The sequence below is a fragment of the Aequorivita viscosa genome (genome assembly GCF_900106795.1).
In the GTDB taxonomy this organism is placed as follows: domain Bacteria; phylum Bacteroidota; class Bacteroidia; order Flavobacteriales; family Flavobacteriaceae; genus Aequorivita; species Aequorivita viscosa.
Map to the genome: position 1 here is coordinate 154814 of NZ_FNNS01000006.1, position 23803 is coordinate 178616.

The window sequence follows — 23803 nt, forward strand, 5'->3', positions numbered from 1 at the left end:
CTAGTGGTGTAGCGGATTGTCCTTTGAAACTAAGGATTTACTTTAATACATTATATATAGCTTCAGCAATTCTATGCTGTCCATATTCTGAAGTTAACAAATATCTATTTCCAGGATTGCTGAGATAACCTAATTCAAGGGTAACTGATGCCCTATTTACATTTTTTAGAATATAGAAATTAGACTCCTTTATTCCATTGCTCGTAAACTCCTTAGACAGTGAGGTTTCAATTCTTTCAGCCAATTCTAATGATTCTAGGTTTTTAGTATTTTGAGGACTTACAAAAAGATCGAATCCATTAACACGAGTATTGGGATCTGCATTAATATGAAGCGAAATAACAAAATCTGGATTTAAGGATTTGATGTAATCCACTCTATCTTTAAGTGATAAAGAAACATCCGACTCTCTTGTTAAAATGATTTTAAACTCAGCATTGGCAGTTAGAGCTTGAATTTTCTGTGCGATTTCTAAAACTAAATCTTTTTCAAAAACGCCCTCTACCTCAACGCCATTATCTTTTCCGCCGTGCCCTAAGTCAATAACTATAATTTTTTCACCCGCATACGAAAATGAGAATGTGAAGAGCAATAATGTTAAACCGAAAATTTTTAAATAGTGTATCATAGGTGTATTTAATAAACTGCTCAATAAAAGTAATTGATTTTCAATTAAATAAAAAACCCTCTTTCATATAAATTGAAAGAAGGTTTAGGATTATAGTATAAACAGCGTTAATACTGTATTATATTAACTAAGTTAAAAAAATTATTTTTTCCTGAGTTCATCACGAATTTCCATCAAGATATCTTTTTCGGATGGCCCTGGATCTGGAGCGGGAGCCGCTTCTTTTTTCTTACGTACTTTAGAATATCCTTTAACTATTATAAACAATACAAAACCAACAATTACAAGGTTTATAATAGAGTTAACCCATTGTCCCCACATTATAGCGTTTTCAGGTTTTGTTACTTCGCCATCGGCATCGACTACGGCTTCATCTAAAACAAGTTTAAGATCGGCAAAATCCATTCCTCCAGTAAAATGACCTACAACTGGCATAACCATATCGTTAGTAAATCCTTTGACTACTAGACTAACAGCTCCAGCCAAAATTACAGCAACGGCAAGATCTATAACGTTGCCAGTCATAATAAAATCTCTAAATTCTTTTAACATATTATTTGGTTTTAGGGGTTATAATTTAGCAAAACTACGGGAAAATAATTAAATCACTAATGTGAATCTAAAAACAGAATGCTCTATTTTCTACACACAACCCTTTTAACTCGTTGAGAAATAGCGGTAATCAATTCATACGAAATAGAATTAATTGCGGCAGACAATTCATCAGCTTTAGCAGAGGGACCAAAAACTATGGCTTCATCGCCTTCTTCACATTCAATATGAGTTACATCGACCATAATCATATCCATACAGACATTTCCTAAAATTGGAGCTTTTTTGTCATTAATAGTCACCCAACCTTTTCCTTTCCCGTAAGATCGTGGGATTCCGTCGGCATGACCAATAGGCAGTGTAGCCGATCGGGTTGGTTTTGATGCAAAAAAACCTCGGTTATAACCAACACTCTCTCCTTCTGCCACATTATGAATTTGGGAAATAATGGTTTTTAGCGTGCCAATCGGCTTCAGGTGTTTATTGTGTTCTTTATCATTTCCAAAGCCATAAAGTCCTATTCCCGAACGCACCATATCAAAATGGGCTTCGGGATAATTTAAAATGCCCGAAGTATTTGAACAGTGAAGCAACGGTTTATATCCTATTTGGGAAGTCAATTGTTCAGATATTTTTCTAAAACTATTTATTTGTCCCACAGAAAAATCTTTTTCACTTAAATCTTCACTCGCGGCCAAGTGTGAAAAAGCTGATTTCACTTTAACACTGTTGGTTTTTGATAGCATTTCAGCAATAAAAGGAATCTCGTTTATCTCAAAGCCCAATCGGTTTAACCCAGTATCAAACTTTAGATGAATAGGGTAGTCAATTTGATTTTTCGATTCGGCAACAGCTATAAACTCTTTTAATATTTTCTTTGAATAGATACTGGGTTCTAAACAACGATTCACAGTTTCTTCAAAATTGGCTGGCACTGGATGAAGAACCAAAATTGGGGTTTTAATTTGAGCATCTCGCAATGCCACTCCTTCTGTCGTATATGCAACCGCAAAATAATCTACATTTAGAGTTTCTAATTCTTTTGCAATAGCGACCGAATCGCTTCCATATGCGAAAGCTTTAACTACAGCCAATAGTTTTGTAGCTGGGGAGATTTTGGAAATTATGTATTTGTAATTATTATCAAGAGCATTTAAGTCTAGCTCCAATATAGTGTCGGTGGCTTTAGGCATTTAAAAGTGGGGTCTTTAATTTCAATTAATTCTATGGATCAATAAATTAATCGCTCAAGTGGAAGGACTATCTTGAATGTCTGTTTTTTCAGGAGTATTAGATTCAGAATTAGAAAAAAGATTCTCGGTTCCTTTTTTTTCTTGCTTTGCAGTTTTGTCTCGCATAGAAGCTTTAAAAAATGCTGCTCGGCTTAATGGTTCATATTCTTCAGTTTCACCTAGAAGCACAAGAGCTTCACTTTTCGCTTTTCGATAACTATAATGCGCGAGATTGCCGGTACGGGTACAAACAGCGTGAACTTTAGTTACATACTCGGCAGTTGCCATTAAAGCAGGCATAGGTCCAAAGGGATTGCCTTTAAAATCCATATCCAACCCAGCAACAATCACCCGGACGCCACGATTGGCAAGGTCATTACAAACCTTTACAATTTCGTCATCAAAAAACTGAGCTTCGTCAATACCCACAACATCACAGCCATCAGCAAAAATAGGGATGTTCGCTGCTGCTGGCACAGGAGTAGAACGAATTTGATTACGATCGTGGCTAGTCACGGCATCTTCGGCGTAGCGAGTATCTACGGAGGGAGTGAAAATCTCAACTCTCTGACGCGCAAATTGAGCGCGCTTAAGTCTTCTGATTAGTTCTTCTGTTTTTCCTGAAAACATAGAACCACAGATAACCTCAATCCAACCAAATTGTTCTTTCTGATTTACGGTATTTTCGAGAAACATAGTTTAAATTTACGCGAAACATTCAGCATCACATTATTTCTAAATGAATGTTCAACTTGAGAATTGTTTGCAACTGACACATAACAAAACGTTTACGCAGGAAAACAAAAAAAGTTGACGTTTACATAAAGGATGCGTAAATTTATAAAAACAAAATAGAATTTCAGTTTAATTTAAAAAGATATGGAATGCCCTTTACGTTATTAAATTTTGAACAAAAATTTTATAACGCAGACCTTATTTCTTATAAGATAAATATTCAGTCAAAATGAAAAAGAAACTCCGTGAGCACTTGATAATGCTAGCAAATCAGATTTTAGAAAAAGAAAGAACGTTCGAAACCTCCTCAATGAGAAAATTGGTGATAGAACTTCACGAAAAACTGACAGTGCTTGAATATCTCGAAAATCAACTTGAAGATATTCCCGAAGTAGGACATAAAGAATCACTTGATTCAAAAAGCTTTCGCGAAGAAAATTGGTTTACCGAGCCCGAACCTGTTCCACAACCAGAACATAAGGAGGACCTTATAGAGCCTTTAATGGAAAAAATAAAGGATATTGTGGCACAAATGCCTGAAGAAAGTGAACGTATTGATGGATTGTTGGACGAAATGCTTCCTAAAAGCAATAAACAAACTGCAGTAGAAGAGAAAGTTGAAGAACCAGCAGCTGAGCCTATTGAGAAGAAAGTTGAGGAGAAAAAATTCACGAAAAATGATTTAGAAGAATTTGCCGCAAATTATCAAACAACGCCCGAATTTGAACGAAAGCAAGTTCAACAACACACCCCACCTCCTACCGGGACAAAGACGCCGAGTAGTAATTTTACTGATACCCGAAAAAAATCTTTAAACGATACCTTAAACAAAGGACTAAATATTGGTCTAAATGATCGTTTGGCATTTATAAAACACCTTTTTGAAGGGCAAACTGAGGATTACACTCGGGTACTTTCTCAAATTAACACCTTGGATAACTACGAAGAAGCACATAGTTTCATTAACCAAAAAGTAAAACCAGATTATAATAATTGGGAAAATAAAGAGGAATATAGTAATCGTTTTATGGCTATTATAGAAAGAAGTTTTAATTGATAATATCCGTAAACTAATTTATGGGAAAACTATATTTGGTACCCACGCCCATTGGTAATTTAAAAGACATGACTTTCCGCGCCATCGAAGTGTTGAAGGAAGTAGATTTAATACTTGCTGAAGACACTCGAACCAGCGGGAAATTGCTAAAACATTACGACATATCCACACAAATGCATTCCCACCATATGCACAATGAGCACAGGACAGTTGAGGGTATTGTAAAGCGAATTCAGGGAGGCGACAATATTGCACTTATCAGCGATGCGGGAACTCCTGCAATAAGCGATCCTGGATTTTTACTTACACGCGCCTGCGTGGAAGCAGGAATTGAAGTTGATTGTTTACCTGGTGCTACGGCTTTTGTCCCAGCATTAGTAAACAGTGGCTTCCCCAATGACAAATTTATTTTTGAAGGATTTCTTCCCGTAAAAAAAGGACGACAAACAAGGTTTGAGCTTTTAGCTGAAGAGACCCGAACTATGATTTTTTACGAATCACCGCATAAGCTACTTAAAACCCTGGCTCAGTTTATTGAATATTTTGGGGCTGATAGACAAGTTTCTGTTTCGCGTGAAATATCAAAACTTCACGAAGAAACTGTTCGCGGAACTGCTGAAGAAGTTTTAAAGCATTTTGAAAATAAGCCACCCAAGGGGGAGATTGTGATTGTAGTTGCTGGGAAGAAGTAGAAATTCACTTTTCAATATTTAGAAATCTAAAATCGTAAGTCGTGAATCTAAAATCATAAATCACCCATGTTTCCCTTTATTCCACCCGTGCTTTCCGAGATACTGCTCACCGCTTTCTACAGCGCCTTCATTTTAACAACGCAACGGAAAGTTTTAAAAAAACAAGAAGAAAAAATTTCTTGATTTTTTAAAACAACCACCATAATCCATGGGAACTGAATATGTTTCCCTTTATTCCATCCGTGCTTTCCGAGATACTGCTCACCGCTTTCTACAGCACCCTCTTTTTAACAACGCAACGGAAAGTTTTAAAAAATCAAGAAGAAAAAATTTCTTGATTTTTTAAAACAACCACCATAATCCATGGGAACTGAATATGTTTCCCTTTATTCCACCCGTGCTTTCCGAGATACTGCTCACCGCTTTCTACAGCACCTTCTTCAATTGAGGTTCCCATGGAGTCGTTCCATCGGTTTAAGTAACCGAAGAGTGAAATAACGCCGAGCATTTCCACAATCTCACCCTCATTCCAGTATTTGTAAAGTCTTTGTTTTATTTCATCATCAACAGCATTTGGCACCTGGCTGGCTGCCAGAGAAAAATCAAGTGCAGCGCGCTCGGCGTCCGAAAATGCTGGATGCGTGCGGTATTCCCAGATATTGTCGAGTTGCTCCTGCTCTGCTCCGTAGCGTTCTGCCGCGCGAATTGCGTGGGCTTGGCAATAACGACACCCAGTAGCATTACTACTTACCCAAGCAATCATTCTTTTTAAGGCTGAAGTAACACGACCTTCATTTGCCATAACGGCTTTATTGAGATTGATAAACGCCTTACTTATGGCTGGGCGATGCTGCATTGTGAGCACACTATTTGGACAAAAACCAAGTGTTTCGTTGAAAAATTCGGCTAGTTGTTTGGTGTCTGCGTCGTGGTTTGGGGACAGTGGAGTTACTAATGGCATCGGTGATTTTAAATTATTTTACCCGAAGATAGGAATTACCAATGGCAAATACCAAAAGACAAGCACCAAATTCCAAAAATGCATTTAAATGTTCAGCAATCTAAACACAAACTACTGAAAATATCAGCTCATTTTGTAAAACATCTAGAGAGCAAGCTATCCGCGGGAATATTGACATTGTGATTACTGGGAAGAAATGATTTGACCACCATATATGTTTTCGGTCAAAAACAATATTAATTCTTTTTTGTTTTTCAATAAAAACAATTTTTAATATATTTGTTCTTCACGAACAACAATATGCGAGAGTTAATTATTTTAAGTGAACGTATCCTTGACAATTTAAACATTCGTCAAGAGCGGTATCTATTGGCACAGATAGATTGGTCACAAAGGCTCATTGGCGTAAAAGGTGCCCGTGGTTCCGGGAAAACGACATTATTGTTACAACGGATAAAATTTCATCTTACGGAATCAGAAAAGCCGCTGTACACTTCGTTGGACAACTTATACTTTATGAATCACACATTGATAGGTTTGGCGGAGGAATTTGCTTTACAAGGAGGAACTCATTTATTTTTGGATGAAGTCCACAAATACCCCAACTGGTCTCGCGAGCTAAAATTAATCTACGACCAATTACCTTCACTAAAAGTGGTATTTACATCTTCTTCAATTCTTGAAATAAACAAAGGCGAATCCGACTTGAGTCGGCGTGCAGTCAAATATATCTTGAAGGAGATATCGTTTCGGGAATATTTAAACATAAAACACAAACTGGATTTGCCTGCTTTTGATTTTGAACACATCCTGAACAACCAAAAGGAAGTCGCTTTAGCGTGTAAAAAACAGGTAGAATTTCCCATTGCTGAATTTAATGAGTATTTAAAATATGGTTGCTATCCCTATAGTTTTGAGGGTATCGAGCGATATTATCCCAAACTTTTGGACACCGTTAACCTAATGCTTGAAGTGGACGTAAGTTCGGTAGAAAACATCCCATTCCAGGAAAGCCGAAAAATAAAGAAGCTCCTTGTCGCCATCGCTCAAAGTGCGCCATTCACCCCCAATGTCTCCAAACTGAGTGAACGCTTGGGGTTTTCAAGAAATTTCTTATTGAATTCGCTGAAAATATTAGACCGTGCCGAACTTATACACGAGTTTTTTACGCCTTCAAAAGGAATCGGTGCATTTACGAAACCTGAAAAACTGTACCTAAATAATACAAATCTGATTTATGCATTGGGTCAAAGTCAAATAGAACAGGGCACTTTAAGAGAAACTTTTTTCGCCAACCAACTAAAACACAACTACGAAATACATTTGGCTCCAAAAGGAGATTTTATTGTCAACCGAAAATACACTATTGAAATTGGAGGTAAGAACAAAACCACGCAACAGATTACAGGCATAAAAGATGCTTTCGTACTTCGGGATGATATTGAAATTGGGGCATTGAACATTATTCCCTTATATCTTTTTGGGATGCTTTATTGATATTGAAATACCAAAACCCAAATTCCAAAAGCTAGTCCGAAAAATTAAATCTGTCATCCTATTTAGGTCACTGAGCGGAGCCGAAATACCAAATACCAAGAAAAAATCAATTCTTCAGCAATCTAAACACACTATTTGATGTCTTCAGAAAATAAACCCCGCTTTGTAAAGGAGAAAGAGCGTAAACAATTATCATAATTTTGTAATTTTACAACTCTCCCCTTTTGATTATAAGTCAAAATCAACCCATTTCTGGAATTTGTATCTTTAAAAAATAGAATTTACGAAGTATATGCGCTGGACTCTAAAACCAAAACCTGATTCTGAAAAGGTGAAATCACTCTCAAGTGCCTTGAGGGTCGAGCCGATAATTGCCTTACTTTTAGTGCAACGTGGTGTGAAAACTTTTGAAGAAGCTCAAAAGTTTTTCCGTCCGAGTTTAGAAGATCTACACGATCCGTATTTAATGAAAGATATGGACAAGGCCGTATGGCGAATTGAAAAAGCCATAGCCGAAGGAGAGAACATTATGGTTTATGGCGATTATGACGTAGATGGAACCACCAGTGTTGCCTTACTTTCTTCTTTTCTGAAAAGTTATTATCCCGATGTTTCAACATACATACCGGATCGTTATGACGAAGGGTATGGCATTTCATACAAAGGAATTGATTTTGCCCACGACAATGATTTCACCTTAATTATTGCACTAGATTGTGGCATTAAGGCTATTGACAAGGTTGCGTATGCTTCCAAAAAAAACATCGATTTCATTATTTGCGATCACCACCGACCAGGGAGTGAAATTCCGAAAGCTGTTGCGGTCTTAGATCCAAAACGCGATGATTGTAAATACCCCTACAAGGAACTCTGTGGGTGCGGGGTTGGTTTTAAATTGATTCAAGCCTTAGCTGAAAAACGGGGTTTACAAATAAACGACTTGCTACCTTATCTCGATTTGGTTGCCACCGCTATTGGTGCGGATATTGTGCCTATAACAGGAGAAAATAGAGTGCTTGCCTTTTACGGTTTAAAAGTTATAAACAGTTACCCTCGAACTGGTTTTAAAGCCATTTTAAACCAAATCAAAAAAGAAACTCTTACAATTACAGATGTAGTGTTTATTATCGCCCCACGCATCAACGCCGCTGGAAGGATGAAACACGGAAATCACGCGGTAACATTGCTCACAGAAACCGATTCAGAAAAGGCCGAAATGTACGCTGCCGAAATTGAAACCTATAACACAGATCGAAGAGAAGCGGACAAACGAATTACCGAGGAAGCCTTGCAGCAAATTATCGAAAATAAGGAAGAAGAAAAAATGACAACAGTTGTCTATCAAGAAGATTGGCACAAAGGCGTTATTGGAATTGTAGCTTCGCGATTAACAGAAACTTATTATCGACCTACCTTAGTTTTTACCAAGAGCGGTGAAAGGTTGGCAGCCTCTGCCCGTTCCGTAAAAGATTTCGATGTTTATAATGCATTAGAAAGTTGTTCGGAACATATTGAACAATTCGGAGGACATAAGTATGCCGCAGGACTAACCTTACTTGAAGAAGATTTTGAAAAATTTAAAGCCGCATTTGAACGTGTGGTTTCAGAAACTATAGAGCCCAGACTGCTCTCTCCAGAAATTAGCATCGATGCCGAGATAAATTTGAATGATATTACCCCTAAATTTTACCGAATATTAAAACAATTCGGCCCATTTGGCCCTGGAAATATGACCCCTACTTTTATGACTCAAAACTTAATGGATACGGGCTTCGGAAAATGTGTAGGCAAAGATGAATTGCATTTACGAGTTGTAGTAAAACAAGGAAACTCAAATCAATTTACGGGAATTGGATTTGGAATGGCAGATAAAAGCGACATAGCTTGTAACGGTAAACCATTTAAAGCAGTTTACAGCATCGATGAAAATGAATGGCAGGGGAATGTGAGTTTACAACTTCGGTTGAAGGATATTCGGGAGTGATTTGACAATTAGTTTAAAGACCTACTAAGTTTTGAAAACCTTGCAGGAAGTGTCTTTGTCTTCGATACATCGAAGGAAATCTTGAGTTTACAGAAATTTATTCCTTAAATTCTTTCAACTCAAATTTTTCGCCATCAAAAACTCCGTAGGTGAAAAAGTTAATCCAATCGCCAAGGTTGAAGTAAGTTGATTTTTCTCCCACCTTGATTTCCATTGGTAAATGGCGATGTCCGAATATGAAATAATCATAGTGCTTGCTTTCCAATTTTCGCTTTGCGTATTGCGCCAACCACTCTTTTTCTTCACCTAGGAATTCTTTATCATCATCACCAGAAATCAGCTTGTTCTTTACCGAAAGATGTTGGGCAAGTCGGACTCCGATATCAGGATGTAACCAACGAAAAAACCATTTTGAAGCGGGATTGGTAAAAACTCTTTTCATCCGTTTGTATCCTTTGTCGCCTGGTCCTTTTCCATCGCCGTGACCTACAAAGAAATGCTTGTTATTGAATGTAAATTCTTTCGGATTGTGAAAAACTGGAATGTTGAGTTCGGTTTCAAAATAATCGTGCATCCACAAATCGTGATTTCCAACAAAAAAATAAATTTGAATCCCACTGTCTCGTAATTCTGCCAATTTCCCTAGTGTTCTAACAAATCCTTTTGGAACAACAGTTTTGTATTCAAACCAAAAATCAAACAGGTCGCCAAGCAGAAATATCGCTTCCGCATCGTGTTTTATGGTATCCAACCATTCAACAAAAATCTTTTCCCGCGGTCGACTCTCGGCATACGTTGGAGCTCCAAGATGATTATCGCTGGAAAAATAAATTTTCTTGCCTTGTGGAATTTGCATATTCAAATATATAGAAAAAGATCCTTCAGCTACGTTCTGGGCACCAATGTAAATTTAATTATCCGAAGCATACCACTCTGCATAACTGCTATCAGTTTCTTGAAGTCTAAGGGAATGCAACTTTATACTTTCAGGCAAACGTTTTGCTATTTTTTCTGAAAAATCAATCACCATCATTTCGCTGGTTGGTTGATAATCTACCAACAGCACACTGTGATCGCGATCACTCAATTCCTTTGCCAAATGAACGTGCGGTGTGTTTTTGTTGAAAACTGTGGCGTGATCAAAAACATCCACGATTTCTTCTTTTACAATTTTTTTCAGATCGCTAAAGTCTATCACCATTCCAAATTTCACATTATTGCTATCCGAAATTGGGCTTCCAATAACTGTTACAGAAAGCTTGTAGCTGTGTCCGTGCACGTTCCTACATTTGCCATCGTAGCCAAAAAGTGCGTGGCCCGTTTCAAAAGAAAAAATCTTGGTAATTCGAATTTGTTTCATTGCTAAAAATTGGACGACAAAGATACAACTTTCTTTTCCTTCGGTTAGACTTGAAATTTATGAGATAAAACTCCTCTTTAATTCGAGTAAAAAACATAAAACCTAAATGTAAATCGAACCCATTTCTGCATTACATTTACAACCAGCTTTTTAAATAATCGAAAATGACCGAAGAACTTTATGAACAATTGAATTTCATTGAGAATCAGCTGTTTGAATCAATTATCAACGATTTAATCACTCAACAATACAGCATTGTAAACGACTTTTTTTCTTCAGAAGAAGTTGAAGTTTTGCGAAATTCACTTGTTGCAAAATACGAAGCAGATAAGTTTAAAAAATCGGCTATCGGGAATCGTGTAAATGAAGAAATAGATAAAACAATTCGAGGCGATTTCATTTTTTGGATTGATGAAAAAAACGCAAACGAGTCGGAAACACTTTTCTTTAATAAGATAAATAACTTAGTGAATTATTTGAATCAAACGTGTTTTTTAGGAATCCTACACAAAGAATTTCATTATGCCGTTTACCCAAAAGGAACGTTTTATAAGCGACATTTAGATACGTTTCAAAACGACGACCGACGAAAACTTTCGATTGTTTGTTATTTAAACGAAGCAAATTGGCCTCGGGAAAACGGGGGCGAACTTACCATTTACACCGAAAAAGACGCGTTAGATGTTTTACCACTTCCGGGAAGGGTTGTAATTTTTGAAAGCCAGATTTTAGAACACGAAGTAAAAGTTGTAAAAGAATCGGAACGAATGAGTATTACAGGTTGGTTGAAGACACGGTAAGCAGTTTTTTGTCTCTAGTCTCTAAATACCTAAAGGTAAATTTTGTGATCGCGACAGTAATCATTTATATAATCTCGCAAGTTTTCAGTTGCTTTTTTAAAATTGACGCGTTCACTTTCACCAAAACGTTCAGCTTCCAAATCGCAATTCAATTCCATCGAAATACTTTCACGAATTTCACGAACCAAAATTTGCAAGTATTTCTCCTTGCTCATTTCTGAAACTTGCTGCAAATCTATAAGCGTATCGCAAACTTCCTCATACTCGGAAACGAGTTTCTTAACCTCGGGATTTTCGAGAAGCTCGGGCTTGTTTTTGAATATTTCGTAAGGCGTTTTCAAATCAGTAGTCAAAATTAAAAAACTACTCTTGATTCTCTACTTTTGCTCTTTGTTCTTTGCTCTTTCTTCTTTGTTCTTCTTTCTCCTATAAAAACACCAATTCTAAATCAAAGGAATATATTTTCTGCGGAATTTAATGATTAGTGCCACTCCTCTATATGCTACCCAGACGTTCATTGCAATCCAAATTCCCAAAAGCCCCCAATCCATATATTTAGAAAAATATAGCATGGGAATAAAGCCAAAAATAGTGGCGCCCAAAAGTACATTTCGAAGATAGCCCATTTCGCCCAATCCTTTAAAAATGGAATCGAATGTAAAGGCAATTGCATTCAGCGGAAGTGAAATAAGCACCATAAAAAACATTCCGTAAAAAACAGAAAGCACTTTCTCGTCTTTATTAAATAGGAACCCGACAGGTTCATACAGTATCAAACCGACTAATACCAGCACACTAGCGACGATTATATTATATAAATTGACTTTTTTGGTAAGCTCCCAGAGTGATTTAAAATTGCGTTCGCCCAAGAGTTTTCCGGAAAGAATATTGCCCGCAGCTCCATATCCATCGAGGAAAAATGCCGTGAAAATCCAGATATTAAAAGCGATGGTGTGTGCTGCTATGTATTCATTTCCCAAAGCGGCAGCTTCACGAGTTGCGAGTATCAAGGCCGTATTTAGCGCAACCGAACGCAGAAATAAATTAAGACTCATAGATACAAGTCGCCTAATTTCGTGATGTAGCGGAAACCTAAGTTTTAGAGAAATATTCGTCTTTTTCATTAAAAAAACAAAAGCAATAACGGCCATCGAAAATTGAGAAATAAGACTTGCCCATGCGGCACCTTTTATGCCCAATGGTTCAATTATTCCATCTATGCCATATACCAAAGCAAAATCGAGGCCGATATTCAGACCAGCTCCAACAGCAGCAATAATCATGGGCCAGAAAGTGTTTTGCAAGCCTCGGAAGATTCCAAATACAGCAAAAGTGAATAAAGTAAGCGGAAAACCCCAAACCCGAATGTTGTAATAATCAATACTGAAATCCAATACAATTCCGCTTGCATTCATCATCGAGAAAATTTCTTCTACAAAGAAATAGGTAGAAAATAGTACGATTATGCTAAGTGCAATATTGAAATAAATAGCTTGAGCTGGAAAATTCTGTAAATCCTTTAATTTGCCTGCCCCTAGATTTTGCGAAACGATGGTGGAAATAGCGCTACGAGTTTGTGCCAAAATCCAGATAAGTGCTGAAAGAAATGAGCCAACAATACCAACTGCGGCGAGGGATTCCATACCAAATTCTGGAATATTCCCTACTATGGCAGCATCGGTAGCAGAAAGCACTGGCTCGGCGATTCCCGAAATTATTGCAGGGATAGCGAGTTGCTGAATACGCTTGAAGGAAATGTCGGTTATGGTCATAAATAACTGGTAAAATTACAGAAAACAACAGAACGCTTCACCTTGGTTGAAACATTAAATAGAATAAACTATTCCAAACTAAGATTTGCATTTTAAACATTCCCAAATCACAGTACATCACTATACTCCAAAATTAAGTTGAGGCTAAAAATTGTTTCCGTTATTACGGGTTTCTTGTGTATATCTTTCAGTATACGCTTATTTTAAACGGTTTTAAAGCAATTTAAAGTCTAGAGATATAGCTTGAAAATTTTTCAGCAATGACGTTGCAACTTTAATCAATAAAAAACTATCTTTGCACCGTTCAAAACAGGGGTGGTATATTCATCTCTAGATAACTATAAAATAAACAGTTAGAAATGTCACAAGTTACAGGAAAAGTTGCTCAGATTATTGGCCCAGTAGTTGACGTTGCGTTCGACAGCGGAGCTGAACTTCCAAGAATATACGATTCTTTGGAGGTTAACAACAACGGAAACCTATTGGTTCTTGAAGTTCAATCTCACATTGGTGAAAACCTAGTTCGTACCATATCAATGGATTCCACCGATGGTTTAAGCCGTGGAGTAGAAGCCGTTGCAACGGGAGCACCAATTCAAATGCCAATTGGGGATGCTGTTTACGGCCGACTTTTTAATGTAATTGGAGATGCTATTGACGGTATTGGAAACTTGCCTAAAGCAGGCGATAATGGTTTACCTATTCACCGTGAAGCTCCAAAATTTGAAGATCTTTCAACTTCTACCGAAGTACTTTTTACAGGTATTAAAGTAATCGACCTTATTGAGCCTTACGCAAAAGGTGGTAAAATTGGTCTTTTCGGTGGTGCTGGTGTAGGTAAAACAGTACTTATCCAGGAGTTGATTAACAATATTGCGAAAGGTCACGGTGGTCTTTCAGTATTCGCCGGTGTAGGGGAACGTACTCGTGAGGGGAACGACTTACTTCGTGAAATGCTTGAGTCTGGTATTATCCGTTATGGGGAAGACTTTATGAAATCGATGGAAGAAGGCGGATGGGATCTTTCTAAAGTAGATAAAAATGCAATGAAAGAATCGAAAGCTACTTTCGTATTCGGACAGATGAATGAGCCTCCTGGAGCGCGTGCCCGTGTGGCACTTTCAGGATTGACTATTGCTGAATATTTCCGTGATGGTTCTGGAGAAGGACAAGGAAAAGACGTACTCTTCTTCGTTGATAATATTTTCCGTTTTACTCAAGCCGGTTCTGAGGTTTCTGCACTTCTTGGACGTATGCCTTCAGCGGTAGGTTACCAACCAACTTTGGCAACAGAGATGGGGGCAATGCAAGAGCGTATTACTTCAACAAAAAGAGGATCTATTACATCTGTACAAGCGGTTTACGTTCCTGCGGATGACCTTACGGATCCAGCGCCGGCAACCACGTTTGCTCACTTAGATGCTACCACAGTACTTTCCCGTAAAATTGCAGAATTAGGTATTTACCCAGCAGTAGACCCATTAGATTCTACCTCAAGAATCCTTACTGCAGAAATTTTAGGAAATGAGCATTACGATTGTGCTCAAAGAGTGAAAGAGCTTTTACAACGATATAAAGAATTACAAGATATTATTGCTATTCTTGGTATGGAAGAATTATCTGAAGAAGATAAAATGGCAGTAAACCGTGCTCGTAGGGTACAGCGTTTCCTTTCACAACCATTCCACGTAGCAGAACAGTTTACAGGTATTCCTGGAGTTTTGGTTGATATTAAAGAAACAATCAAAGGTTTCAACATGATTATGGACGGCGAATTAGACCACCTTCCAGAAGCAGCTTTCAACCTTAAAGGAACCATTGAAGAAGCTATTGCTGCAGGAGAAAAAATGCTTGCAGAAGTTTAAAAACAAGTTCAGGGTTATGAGTTGTGAGAGCAATGTTGCCCATAACTCATAACGCATAACTCATAACTATAAAATATGTATCTTGAAATAGTAAATCCCGAAGCATCCTTAGTTGCTGGAGAAGTAGAAAGTGTTACCGTTCCTGGTGTGGAAGGAGAATTCCAAATGCTGAACAATCACACACCTATTGTTTCTGTGTTACAGGAAGGAAAAGTGAAGTTTAGGGGAAACCCAACAATTTCTAAAGCTTTCAAGGATAAATTTTCAAAAGAAGGCGATAAATGGATTCTTCATATAACGGGAGGAACCGTTGAGTGCAACAAAAACCGAGTGATGATATTGGCGGACTAGCTTCGGTACAATTTCGATTAAGTATAAATTTTAATAAGCCTTAAGAGAAAATCAACTAAAAAATACAATCCCAAATTCCAAAATCACGGAGTTTGGGATTTTTTAATGCTTCATTTTAGCTTTTAAAATCGCGTAAAAACAAATAACCTCGCTTTCTTGATTCCCTTCTCGGTATCTAAAAAGAGAACTAATTCTCACATTGCTTCAGAAAAGCTAACTTTAAAACCTAAAGTTATATTAACGTCCTGTTTATCAACATAACTGCTTTGTAAATTTGTATAAATCGTTATTTTTTATGCAATTACAAGAAATAGATAGGGTAAAGTCAATTACGAAAAAGGACTTTTTAGAAAATTATTTCAAACCGCAAAAACCAGTTGTAATTGAAAAGCTTAAAGAAGATTGGCCGGCTTTTTCAAAATGGAATCTGGATTATATGGCCGAAATGGCAGGCGACAAGATGGTTCCGCTATACGACGATCGCCCCGTGAGCCATAAAGACGATTTTAATGAACCCCACGCTGAAATGAAAATGACGGAGTACGTCAATCTCCTAAAGAAAGAACCTACCAAATACCGTATTTTCCTTTGGAACATACTTAAAGAAGTGCCACAGCTTCAAAAAGACTTTACCTACCCTGATTTTGGGCTGAAATTAATGAAAAGCCTTCCTATGTTATTTTTTGGTGGCAAAGATTCGTACACCTTTATGCACTACGATATCGATTTGGCAAATATTTTCCATTTCCACTTCCAAGGTAAAAAGGAAGTTATTCTTTTTGACCAAAAACAAACCGATCATCTCTACAAAATACCACATTCATTGATAACCCGTGAAGACATAGATTTTCATAATCCCGATTTAAAGAAATGGCCTGCCCTGAAACAAGCAAAAGGGTATGTCGCAAATCTGGAACACGGAAACACCTTGTATATGCCCGAAGGGTATTGGCACTACATGCGCTACCTCACCCCTGGGTTTTCAATGAGTTTAAGGGCAATTCCAAGAAAACCAAAAAATTTAGCGAAAGCTGTATATAACATTGCGATTATGCGCTATTACGATCAATTGATGCGAAAATTAAAAGGCCAGAAATGGATTGACTGGAAGAATGAACAGGCAGTAATTAGAACAAATAGAAGGTTACTTCAGAACAAATAACTTTAGAGAGCAAGCGAGTTTTCCCTTTCAGGTTCTTGGTTAACCTTTCAAGCAAAAAAACATATTACTCGAGAATTTCATTCACCTTCCCATAAACCAACTCACTCTCCCACCCGCGATAAAACAGATAGTCCGCAAGTTTTTTTCGTTTCTTTTGAAGATTAGTTTCAGAAGCTAATTGCTGCAATCGCTTTTCGGCCAAGGCTTCAAAAGTTTTGAAATACTCATCATTTGGTATTTCTTTTAAGGCAATTTTTATATTAAACTTTGAAATCTGCCGAAGCTTCAACTCGTTCACAATTCTATTTCGCCCCCACTTTTTAGTTCGGAATTTTCCCCTGGCAAAAGCTTGCGAAAACCTGGTTTCATTTAAAAAATTGTGTCGCAACAAGTGATCTATTATCTCATCTATCGCTAATGGAATCATACGCATTTCATAGAGCTTTTGATGCACTTCCTTATGGCAACGCTCCTGATAGACACAGTAACGCTCCATGCGCCTCTTAGCCTCTTCTACGGTGTATGTTTTGTGAGTATTCAAAGTCAGTATTAAAATAGTATGTGAAGGTAAAACTTTTTCCTTCCACCTAAAAGAACTGTGACAATTTTACGTTTTGAAACAATGCCTTTGCAGAAAGACCTCACAGGTCTTTGAGGCCTGTGAGGTCTGATTTCAGCATTAAAAATTGGTAGAAAGCAAAAACCCCTCCCGAAGATATACTTCAAAAGGGGTTTTAATTATTTTATCAAATTTCCGTCTTTATCATGGAAATGATATTCAAGATATGTATAGGCATCTCGCGGTTGGATTTTTACCCATTTTTTGTGTTCTAAGAACCATTTGGTTCGTACACTTGGGAATCCTTTTGTTAAAAATGCAGCTATAAAAGGATGCGTATTAAGCGTTATCTTTTTATGATCTTTTTTAAAGAGGCGTTTCACCTCTTCGTTTATTCTATTAACAACGATAATAGGCGCTTCAATTTCTCCATCGCTCCCAACATTTGGGTTTTCCTCGCGAGTTTTGATATTTATTTCTGGCCTAACGCGTTGACGAGTAATTTGTATTAACCCAAATTTACTTGGGGGTAGTATTTTATGTTTGGCTCTGTCATCCTTCATTTCTTCCCGAAGGTGATTATAAAGCTCTTTTCTGTGTGCGGCACTAGCCAAATCAATAAAGTCTACTACAATAATTCCACCCATATCACGTAACCTCAGTTGTCTTGCTACTTCGGTAGCTGCAATTAAATTCACTTCAAGCGCTGTACCCTCTTGTGTTTTTTGCTTATTGCTTCGGTTTCCGCTATTCACGTCTATTACGTGCATGGCTTCGGTGTGTTCAATCACCAAGTAAGCACCTTTGCTACTTGATACTGTTTTACCGAAAGAAGTTTTTATCTGTCTTTCTATGCCAAATTTTTCAAACATTGGCACATTAGAATCGTAAAACTTAACGATATTGTCATTTTTTGGTGCAATTTCCTGCACATAATCTTTTATTTGCAAGTATAGGGTCTCATCGTCAATATGTATTGCAGAGAAGGAGTCGTTGAACATATCACGGATGATAGAGGCTCCCCTATTTAGCTCGCTTAGCACCTTTGATGGGTGGTGCGCCCCTTGTAGCTTCTTACACATCGCCGTCCAGCGTTCCATAAGATTCTGTAAATCTTTGTCCAGTTCTGCTACTTTTTTGCCCTTGGCAACGGTGCGTATAATTACACCGAATCCTTTAGGTTTAATGCTTGTTATTAAGCGCTTAAGCCTATCTTTTTCTTCACTAGATTCTATTTTTTGGGAAACCGAAACCCGATCCGAAAATGGCACCAATACTATATATCTTCCTGCTATTGAAAGCTCGGAACTTAAGCGTGGACCTTTTGTGGATATAGGTTCTTTTACTATTTGCGCAAGTATAGATTGATTGGTTTTTAGGGCATCATTTATATTGCCATTTTTATCAATCTCTTTTTCAAACGGAAAGTCTTTTAAAGAATAATCTTTAAGTTTTCCGCTATTTACGCTTTTAATAAATTTTAAAAGAGAAAGCACCTTTGGCCCGAGATCATGATAGTGTAAAAAACCATCTTTCTCGTAACCAACATTGACGAAGGCGGCGTTAAGGCCAGGAACAGTTTTACGGATTTTGGCTAAAAATATATCACCAACCGTAAAGTTATTGTCCTCTTCTTCTTTGTGCAATTCTATTAATCTCCCATCTTTTAATAGGGCAAAATCAACTGCTTGTGAACCGGACCTTATGAATAATTCGTAGTTCACGTTACATTAATTTTTTGATTAAACAATTTTTATTTAACAGGTTCAAAATACAAGAACCCGGCGAAATTACTATTGTGAACATATACAGTTCACAGCAATTTCATTGTCAAAGAACGAAATGTAAATTCTGAAAAGAGGTTAAGACCTTTTTAAATCCAGAATACATCTAAAAAAGAAAAAGTAGTTTGAAAACTACTTTTTCTTATGGCGGTTAGCGCGACGTCTTTTCTTGCGCTTGTGAGTCGCTACCTTATGTCTTTTTCTTTTCTTACCACTTGGCATATTGAAGTTGTTATTTATGTCTAATCCCTAAATCGTTTAATACTTTTTATGGGACAAAACGGGTTATTAATATTATTTTACTTCCACGTTAGTCTTAACACCTTCAACGAAAACTTTCGCAGGCTTAAAGGCTGGGATATTGTGTGCAGGGATTTTAATCGTTGTATTTTTAGAGATATTTCTTCCAGTTTTCTCGGCTCTCGTTTTAATGATAAAACTACCAAAACCACGTAAGTATACGTTATCTCCACCTTCTAAGGAATTCTTCACTTCATCCATAAAGGTTTCTATGGTAGCCTGTACTTCATTTTTTTCCATTCCTAGCCTATCTGAAATTTTAGCTACGATATCTGCTTTAGTCATTACTTATAAATTTATGATTATTGTCTTTTAAAAACACTTTTTTTAGAGACCGCAAATATAAGAATTTTAAAATCAATAATTCAAAGCATAATCCTTTAAAATTAAAAGGAATATAGATTACTTTCGTCAAATGCCGAAAACGAATGCCTTTTTTGCCAATAATCTCATACAATGGTACTTGCAAAATAAACGCACCTTACCTTGGCGCGCTACTAAAGACCCCTACAGAATTTGGCTATCCGAAATAATACTTCAGCAAACACGGGTTGCTCAGGGACTTCCTTATTATTTAAAGTTTATTGAAGCCTATCCGAGTGTAAAGCATTTAGCCGATGCACCAGAATCTGATGTTCTAAAACTTTGGCAGGGCTTAGGTTACTATTCACGCGCCCGAAACTTACACGCCACAGCAAAAATGGTTGCAAACGATATGAATGGAATATTCCCCAATAACTATAAGGAATTAATAAAATTAAAAGGCGTTGGCGATTACACGGCAAGCGCCATTGCTAGTATTTGCTACGACCATTCAGAAGCAGTAGTCGACGGAAATGTGTTTCGAGTGCTTTCAAGGGTTTTTAGCGTGTCGACCCCTATAAATTCTACCGTTGGACAAAAAGAGTTTAAAAAACTAGCCCAACAACTTATCGACCAAAAACAACCAGGCACTTATAATCAAGCTATTATGGAGTTTGGAGCCCGTTATTGTGTTCCTCAAAACCCCAATTGTGATGCATGCATTTTTAACCCTCATTGCATCGCTTTCCAGACAAAAACAGTAAACCAACTCCCAGTAAAAATTAAAGCGAAACCGATAAAAAAACGCTATTTCAATTATTTAGTGGTTATTTCCAAGAACGAAAAAACGATACTCCAACAACGATTAGGTAAAGGAATTTGGCACAAACTCTATGAATTCCCACTTGTTGAAACTTCAGAAAAAGTGAACGCAAAAAAGCTAAAAACGCTCCCTCAATTTCAAGAGTACACACAGAATTTAAAATTTGAATCTATAACGCTTTACAACGATGAGCCAATAACCCACAAACTATCGCACCAACATTTAATCACTCAATTTTGGATTATAGAAACCTTTAAAGAGCAACATGATTTTATTCCTATTTCAAAAATTACAAAGTATGCAGTACCTGTTTTGATTGAAAATTTTGTTTCGGAATTCTTTGCAAATTACTGAAAAACTCATTTTTAATCATGAAATCTTCCAGAATAACATCTTGCTTTATCAATTGTATAATGCCGCAGCAATTAAGGTGAAATGGGGAAAAACGAAAGATTAAAAAATGAAGCCTATAAAATCCTTAAAATCCGTATATTTAGATTCGCAAAAAGTATATTTGCAAAAAACTTAAAGACGATTGAATATGAGTAATGGAACTTTGAATAAAGTAATGTTGATTGGACGAACGGGCGATGATGTAAAAATGCATTATTTTGATGGCGGAAATTGTTTAGGTCGTTTTCCACTTGCTACTAACGAAACATATATTAATAAGTCGACTAACGAAAGAGTGACAAATACTGAATGGCATAATGTTGTAGTTCGAAATAAAGCTGCTGAAATATGTGAAAAATATCTAAAGAAAGGAGATATGGTTTACATTGAAGGTCGTTTAAAAACTAGAAAATGGCAGGATGAAAGTGGAGCAGATAGATATAGCACTGAAATTCACTGTACAGATTTTAACTTTTTAACGCCAAAAAGTGAGAGTACTGGAGGAATTGCAGGGCCAAACACAACTACGCAACCAGAACAATCAAAACCTGAAGCAACACAACAACGAACTTCTAATTCTAACGAAGAGGAGACGGACGATCTTCCTTTTTAATGTCTAACCAAACCATATAAATTGGATACGGAACCCCCAAGTTTGCAATTTCTTGATAATTTGGATTTTACCCAAATAACCAGTTTTATTTTACTATTTGCTTTACTTGCCTGTTCTGCACTCATTTCTGGTGCCGAAGTGGCTTTCTTTTCTTTAACACCTTCCGATTTTGAAGACAGTGAAAAAAAAGAAACAGCAAAAAAACTGGCAATTGTTGAACGACTGCTCGAAAGACCTAAAAAGCTTTTGGCTACAATACTCGTTGCGAACAACTTTATAAACATCGCAATAATTCTGCTTTTTGATTCTATGAGCAGCTTCTTGTTTGCTAGAGTACAAACAGACTTTTATGGAATAAATCTGCACTTTATTTTAGAAGTTGGGGTCGTTACATTCTTCATATTATTATTTGGCGAAATTTTGCCTAAAATATACGCCAATCGCAATGGTGTTTCTTTTGCAGTATTTATGGCACAGCCACTTAATATACTCGACACCCTACTTGCACCGATAAGTTTACCGATGCGTTCGGCAACAATTTTTCTTCACGATAGATACGGAAAGCAAAAATCGAATATTAGCGTAGATCATTTGTCGCAAGCATTAGAACTTTCAAACAGGGACACAACAAAAGAGGAGCAAAAAATCCTTCAAGGCATTGTTACTTTTGGAAACACCGACACCAAGCAGGTAATGAAAAACCGAATGGATATTTTTGCGTTGAGTGAAGACCAAACTTTTAAAGAAATTCTCCCTGAAATTATCGAGCACGGATATTCCAGAATCCCTGTCTACAAAGACAATATAGACCATATTACAGGTATATTGTACGTAAAAGACTTGATTCCGTACACCGATAGAAAAAACCTAGATTGGAAAACTTTGCAACGTGAAGCATATTTTGTTCCTGAAAACAAAAAGCTTGACGATTTGTTAAACGAGTTTAAGGAAATGAAAATGCATTTGGCCATTGTTGTCGACGAATATGGAGGAACGAGTGGTTTAATTTCTATGGAAGATATAATTGAAGAAATTGTTGGTGAGATAAGTGATGAGTTTGACGATGAAGATATGATTTTCTCAAAACTGGATGAATTCACTTTTGTTTTTGAAGGAAAAACGCCATTGAAGGACTTTTACAAGGTGGTATTGCCCGAAGACCCGCAGCTTTTTGAAGATGCAAAAGGAGAAGCGGAAACACTTGCTGGTTTTCTTTTAGAAATATCAAAAGGCTTCCCGAAAAAAAATGAGATACTTTACTTCCACAATTATGCGTTTACTATTGAAGCGTTCGAAGGAAAACGCATAAAACAAATAAAACTTACCATTGAAAAATAAAGGATTCTTTTTAATAGTCTTTTCAGCGTTATTTATTTTCGCTTCTTGTAAGGATGATGTTTTGGTGAAGCCAGCTGCCAAGTTGCGCTTAGAATATCCAAAACCAGACTACAGTTTGGTAGATATAGATTGCCCTTTTTCTTTTGAAATGAACCATAATGCAAGAATGGTTACAAAGAAAAACTGCAATGTTAACATCGACTACCCAAACATGAAAGCCACTTTGTATATGACCTATCAGCCAGTTCGGAATAATTTAGATTCGTTGCTGCGTGATGCACAAAAACTTGCATATGACCATACAATTAAAGCCAATAGCATTCCTGAACAACCATTTGTAAACCCTGATGAAGAGGTTTACGGTATGTTTTATATGATAAACGGTAATGCCGCTACACAAGCAGGGTTTTACGTAACCGACAGTATTAACCACTTTTTAAACGGCACCTTATATTTTGAGGCAAAACCAAATTTTGATTCTATATATCCTGCCGTAGTCTATCTACGAGAAGATATGCGTAGATTAATGGAAACGATAAGCTGGGAATACATAGAAGAATAACAAGTTTTGGTGTTCAGTTGTTTCATAACCCTGTACTCAGCTTTTCTTAAACATTAACTTTATGTCTAGTCCTAAATAACCGATACAGGTTATTAAAGGATTAAATTTATTAATTAAAGCTGAACAATGACGTCATTGTTCAGCTTTTTTGATTTGTATTGTTTTCTTTTCAATTTATTCTGTTCGTGCATTTGTCTTGGTGTCAACATGTGATTGGAAAAATGGGGTCTTACATTATTGTATGTTTTTATTGCTGCTACAATAAGTTGTCGCTTTAAACTAAAATCCTTGACGTTTTTTGCTATGTCAAATTCTTGTTTCAAAATTCCATTTATCCGCTCTGCGATTGCATTTTCGTAAGGATCGTATTTTTCAGTCATGCTTGGGGTGATCCCATTATCGTCCAATAATTTTTGATAGTCATTTGAGCAATATTGCAATCCCCTGTCAGAGTGGTGTATTAATGGGTACTCTCTTTGT

25 protein-coding genes are annotated in these 23803 nt (G+C 36.9%); 12 read left to right on the forward strand and 13 right to left on the reverse strand.

Annotated elements, in window-relative coordinates:
* Positions 1–37 precede the first annotated feature (37 nt).
* From BLW28_RS05235 to BLW28_RS05250, 4 genes are all read right to left on the reverse strand, one after another.
* The gene (locus BLW28_RS05235) at positions 38–628 is read right to left on the reverse strand and encodes an N-acetylmuramoyl-L-alanine amidase family protein (protein WP_073215671.1); all 591 of its coding nucleotides are present in this window, start codon (positions 626–628) and stop codon (positions 38–40) included.
* A 141-nt stretch (positions 629–769) separates the two neighbouring features.
* The gene (gene mscL / locus BLW28_RS05240; RefSeq protein WP_073215668.1) at positions 770–1180 is read right to left on the reverse strand and encodes a large conductance mechanosensitive channel protein MscL; all 411 of its coding nucleotides are present in this window, start codon (positions 1178–1180) and stop codon (positions 770–772) included.
* Between the two features lie 83 nt (positions 1181–1263).
* Positions 1264–2373 carry an alanine racemase gene (gene alr, locus BLW28_RS05245; RefSeq protein WP_073215666.1) on the reverse strand — a complete coding sequence of 370 codons (1110 nt, stop codon included), beginning with the start codon at positions 2371–2373 and terminating at the stop codon, positions 1264–1266.
* Between the two features lie 54 nt (positions 2374–2427).
* Positions 2428–3108 carry a thymidine kinase gene (locus tag BLW28_RS05250; RefSeq protein WP_073215664.1) on the reverse strand — a complete coding sequence of 227 codons (681 nt, stop codon included), beginning with the start codon at positions 3106–3108 and terminating at the stop codon, positions 2428–2430.
* 268 nt (positions 3109–3376) lie between these two features.
* On the opposite strand from BLW28_RS05250, the gene BLW28_RS05255 reads away from it, so the two are divergent.
* Together BLW28_RS05255 and rsmI are read left to right on the forward strand one after the other, a co-directional pair.
* Entirely contained in the window at positions 3377–4204 is an 828-nt protein-coding gene (locus BLW28_RS05255; protein ID WP_073215663.1) for a hypothetical protein, read from the forward strand.
* 20 nt (positions 4205–4224) lie between these two features.
* Positions 4225–4896 carry a 16S rRNA (cytidine(1402)-2'-O)-methyltransferase gene (gene rsmI / locus BLW28_RS05260; RefSeq protein ID WP_073215662.1) on the forward strand — a complete coding sequence of 224 codons (672 nt, stop codon included), beginning with the start codon at positions 4225–4227 and terminating at the stop codon, positions 4894–4896.
* 316 nt (positions 4897–5212) lie between these two features.
* On the opposite strand, the gene BLW28_RS05265 is transcribed toward rsmI, so the two are convergent.
* Positions 5213–5857 (reverse strand): carboxymuconolactone decarboxylase family protein, encoded by a 645-nt coding sequence (locus BLW28_RS05265; RefSeq protein WP_073215661.1) that lies wholly within the window; start codon positions 5855–5857, stop codon positions 5213–5215.
* Between the two features lie 300 nt (positions 5858–6157).
* Here BLW28_RS05265 and BLW28_RS05270 point away from each other — a divergent pair, with 300 nt between their 5' ends.
* Both BLW28_RS05270 and recJ read left to right on the forward strand, forming a co-directional pair.
* Positions 6158–7354 carry an ATP-binding protein gene (locus BLW28_RS05270; protein WP_073215659.1) on the forward strand — a complete coding sequence of 399 codons (1197 nt, stop codon included), beginning with the start codon at positions 6158–6160 and terminating at the stop codon, positions 7352–7354.
* A 292-nt stretch (positions 7355–7646) separates the two neighbouring features.
* The gene (gene recJ / locus BLW28_RS05275) at positions 7647–9338 is read left to right on the forward strand and encodes a single-stranded-DNA-specific exonuclease RecJ (protein WP_073215656.1); all 1692 of its coding nucleotides are present in this window, start codon (positions 7647–7649) and stop codon (positions 9336–9338) included.
* 97 nt (positions 9339–9435) lie between these two features.
* Here the strand turns inward: recJ and BLW28_RS05280 are convergent, their stop codons facing one another.
* Positions 9436–10194 (reverse strand): UDP-2,3-diacylglucosamine diphosphatase, encoded by a 759-nt coding sequence (locus tag BLW28_RS05280; RefSeq protein ID WP_073215654.1) that lies wholly within the window; start codon positions 10192–10194, stop codon positions 9436–9438.
* 54 nt (positions 10195–10248) lie between these two features.
* The gene (locus BLW28_RS05285; protein ID WP_073215651.1) at positions 10249–10698 is read right to left on the reverse strand and encodes a 6-pyruvoyl trahydropterin synthase family protein; all 450 of its coding nucleotides are present in this window, start codon (positions 10696–10698) and stop codon (positions 10249–10251) included.
* A gap of 164 nt (positions 10699–10862) precedes the next feature.
* Between BLW28_RS05285 and BLW28_RS05290 the strand changes: the two genes are divergently transcribed.
* Complete coding sequence (locus BLW28_RS05290; RefSeq protein WP_073215648.1) at positions 10863–11498, forward strand: 2OG-Fe(II) oxygenase; 636 nt, start codon at positions 10863–10865, stop codon at positions 11496–11498.
* 29 nt (positions 11499–11527) lie between these two features.
* Here BLW28_RS05290 and BLW28_RS05295 read toward each other — a convergent pair whose 3' ends face one another.
* Both BLW28_RS05295 and BLW28_RS05300 read right to left on the reverse strand, forming a co-directional pair.
* Positions 11528–11851, reverse strand: coding sequence for a hypothetical protein (locus BLW28_RS05295; protein WP_073215645.1), 324 nt, complete (start codon positions 11849–11851; stop codon positions 11528–11530).
* 90 nt (positions 11852–11941) lie between these two features.
* On the reverse strand, positions 11942–13270 hold the full coding sequence (locus BLW28_RS05300; RefSeq protein ID WP_073215642.1) for an MATE family efflux transporter: 1329 nt from the start codon (positions 13268–13270) through the stop codon (positions 11942–11944).
* A 359-nt stretch (positions 13271–13629) separates the two neighbouring features.
* On the opposite strand from BLW28_RS05300, the gene atpD reads away from it, so the two are divergent.
* From atpD to BLW28_RS05315, 3 genes are all read left to right on the forward strand, one after another.
* The gene (gene atpD / locus BLW28_RS05305) at positions 13630–15135 is read left to right on the forward strand and encodes a F0F1 ATP synthase subunit beta (RefSeq protein WP_073215638.1); all 1506 of its coding nucleotides are present in this window, start codon (positions 13630–13632) and stop codon (positions 15133–15135) included.
* 75 nt (positions 15136–15210) lie between these two features.
* A complete protein-coding gene (locus tag BLW28_RS05310; protein ID WP_073215635.1) occupies positions 15211–15486 on the forward strand; it encodes a F0F1 ATP synthase subunit delta/epsilon in 276 nt (91 codons plus the stop codon).
* Positions 15487–15781: 295 nt separating this feature from the next.
* The gene (locus BLW28_RS05315) at positions 15782–16648 is read left to right on the forward strand and encodes a cupin-like domain-containing protein (RefSeq protein WP_073215631.1); all 867 of its coding nucleotides are present in this window, start codon (positions 15782–15784) and stop codon (positions 16646–16648) included.
* A 64-nt stretch (positions 16649–16712) separates the two neighbouring features.
* Here the strand turns inward: BLW28_RS05315 and BLW28_RS05320 are convergent, their stop codons facing one another.
* From BLW28_RS05320 to BLW28_RS05330, 3 genes are all read right to left on the reverse strand, one after another.
* Entirely contained in the window at positions 16713–17189 is a 477-nt protein-coding gene (locus tag BLW28_RS05320; RefSeq protein WP_073215628.1) for a regulatory protein RecX, read from the reverse strand.
* A 197-nt stretch (positions 17190–17386) separates the two neighbouring features.
* Entirely contained in the window at positions 17387–18931 is a 1545-nt protein-coding gene (locus tag BLW28_RS05325) for an Rne/Rng family ribonuclease (protein WP_073215624.1), read from the reverse strand.
* A 354-nt stretch (positions 18932–19285) separates the two neighbouring features.
* Positions 19286–19576, reverse strand: coding sequence for an HU family DNA-binding protein (locus BLW28_RS05330; protein WP_073215621.1), 291 nt, complete (start codon positions 19574–19576; stop codon positions 19286–19288).
* A gap of 130 nt (positions 19577–19706) precedes the next feature.
* Here BLW28_RS05330 and mutY point away from each other — a divergent pair, with 130 nt between their 5' ends.
* The 4 genes from mutY (at position 19707) to gldD (ending at position 23323) form a co-directional block, all read left to right on the forward strand.
* Positions 19707–20771, forward strand: coding sequence for an A/G-specific adenine glycosylase (gene mutY / locus BLW28_RS05335; protein WP_073215617.1), 1065 nt, complete (start codon positions 19707–19709; stop codon positions 20769–20771).
* Between the two features lie 187 nt (positions 20772–20958).
* Positions 20959–21423 carry a single-stranded DNA-binding protein gene (locus BLW28_RS05340; RefSeq protein WP_073215613.1) on the forward strand — a complete coding sequence of 155 codons (465 nt, stop codon included), beginning with the start codon at positions 20959–20961 and terminating at the stop codon, positions 21421–21423.
* Between the two features lie 21 nt (positions 21424–21444).
* Positions 21445–22761, forward strand: coding sequence for a gliding motility-associated protein GldE (locus BLW28_RS05345; RefSeq protein ID WP_073215610.1), 1317 nt, complete (start codon positions 21445–21447; stop codon positions 22759–22761).
* Positions 22751–23323 carry a gliding motility lipoprotein GldD gene (gldD, locus tag BLW28_RS05350; RefSeq protein WP_073215605.1) on the forward strand — a complete coding sequence of 191 codons (573 nt, stop codon included), beginning with the start codon at positions 22751–22753 and terminating at the stop codon, positions 23321–23323. Before BLW28_RS05345 ends, gldD begins: the two co-directional genes overlap by 11 nt.
* Positions 23324–23436: 113 nt before the next feature.
* On the opposite strand, the gene BLW28_RS05355 is transcribed toward gldD, so the two are convergent.
* A partial coding sequence (locus BLW28_RS05355) for an integrase core domain-containing protein (protein WP_143036840.1) occupies positions 23437–23803 on the reverse strand: 367 nt, incomplete at its 5' end.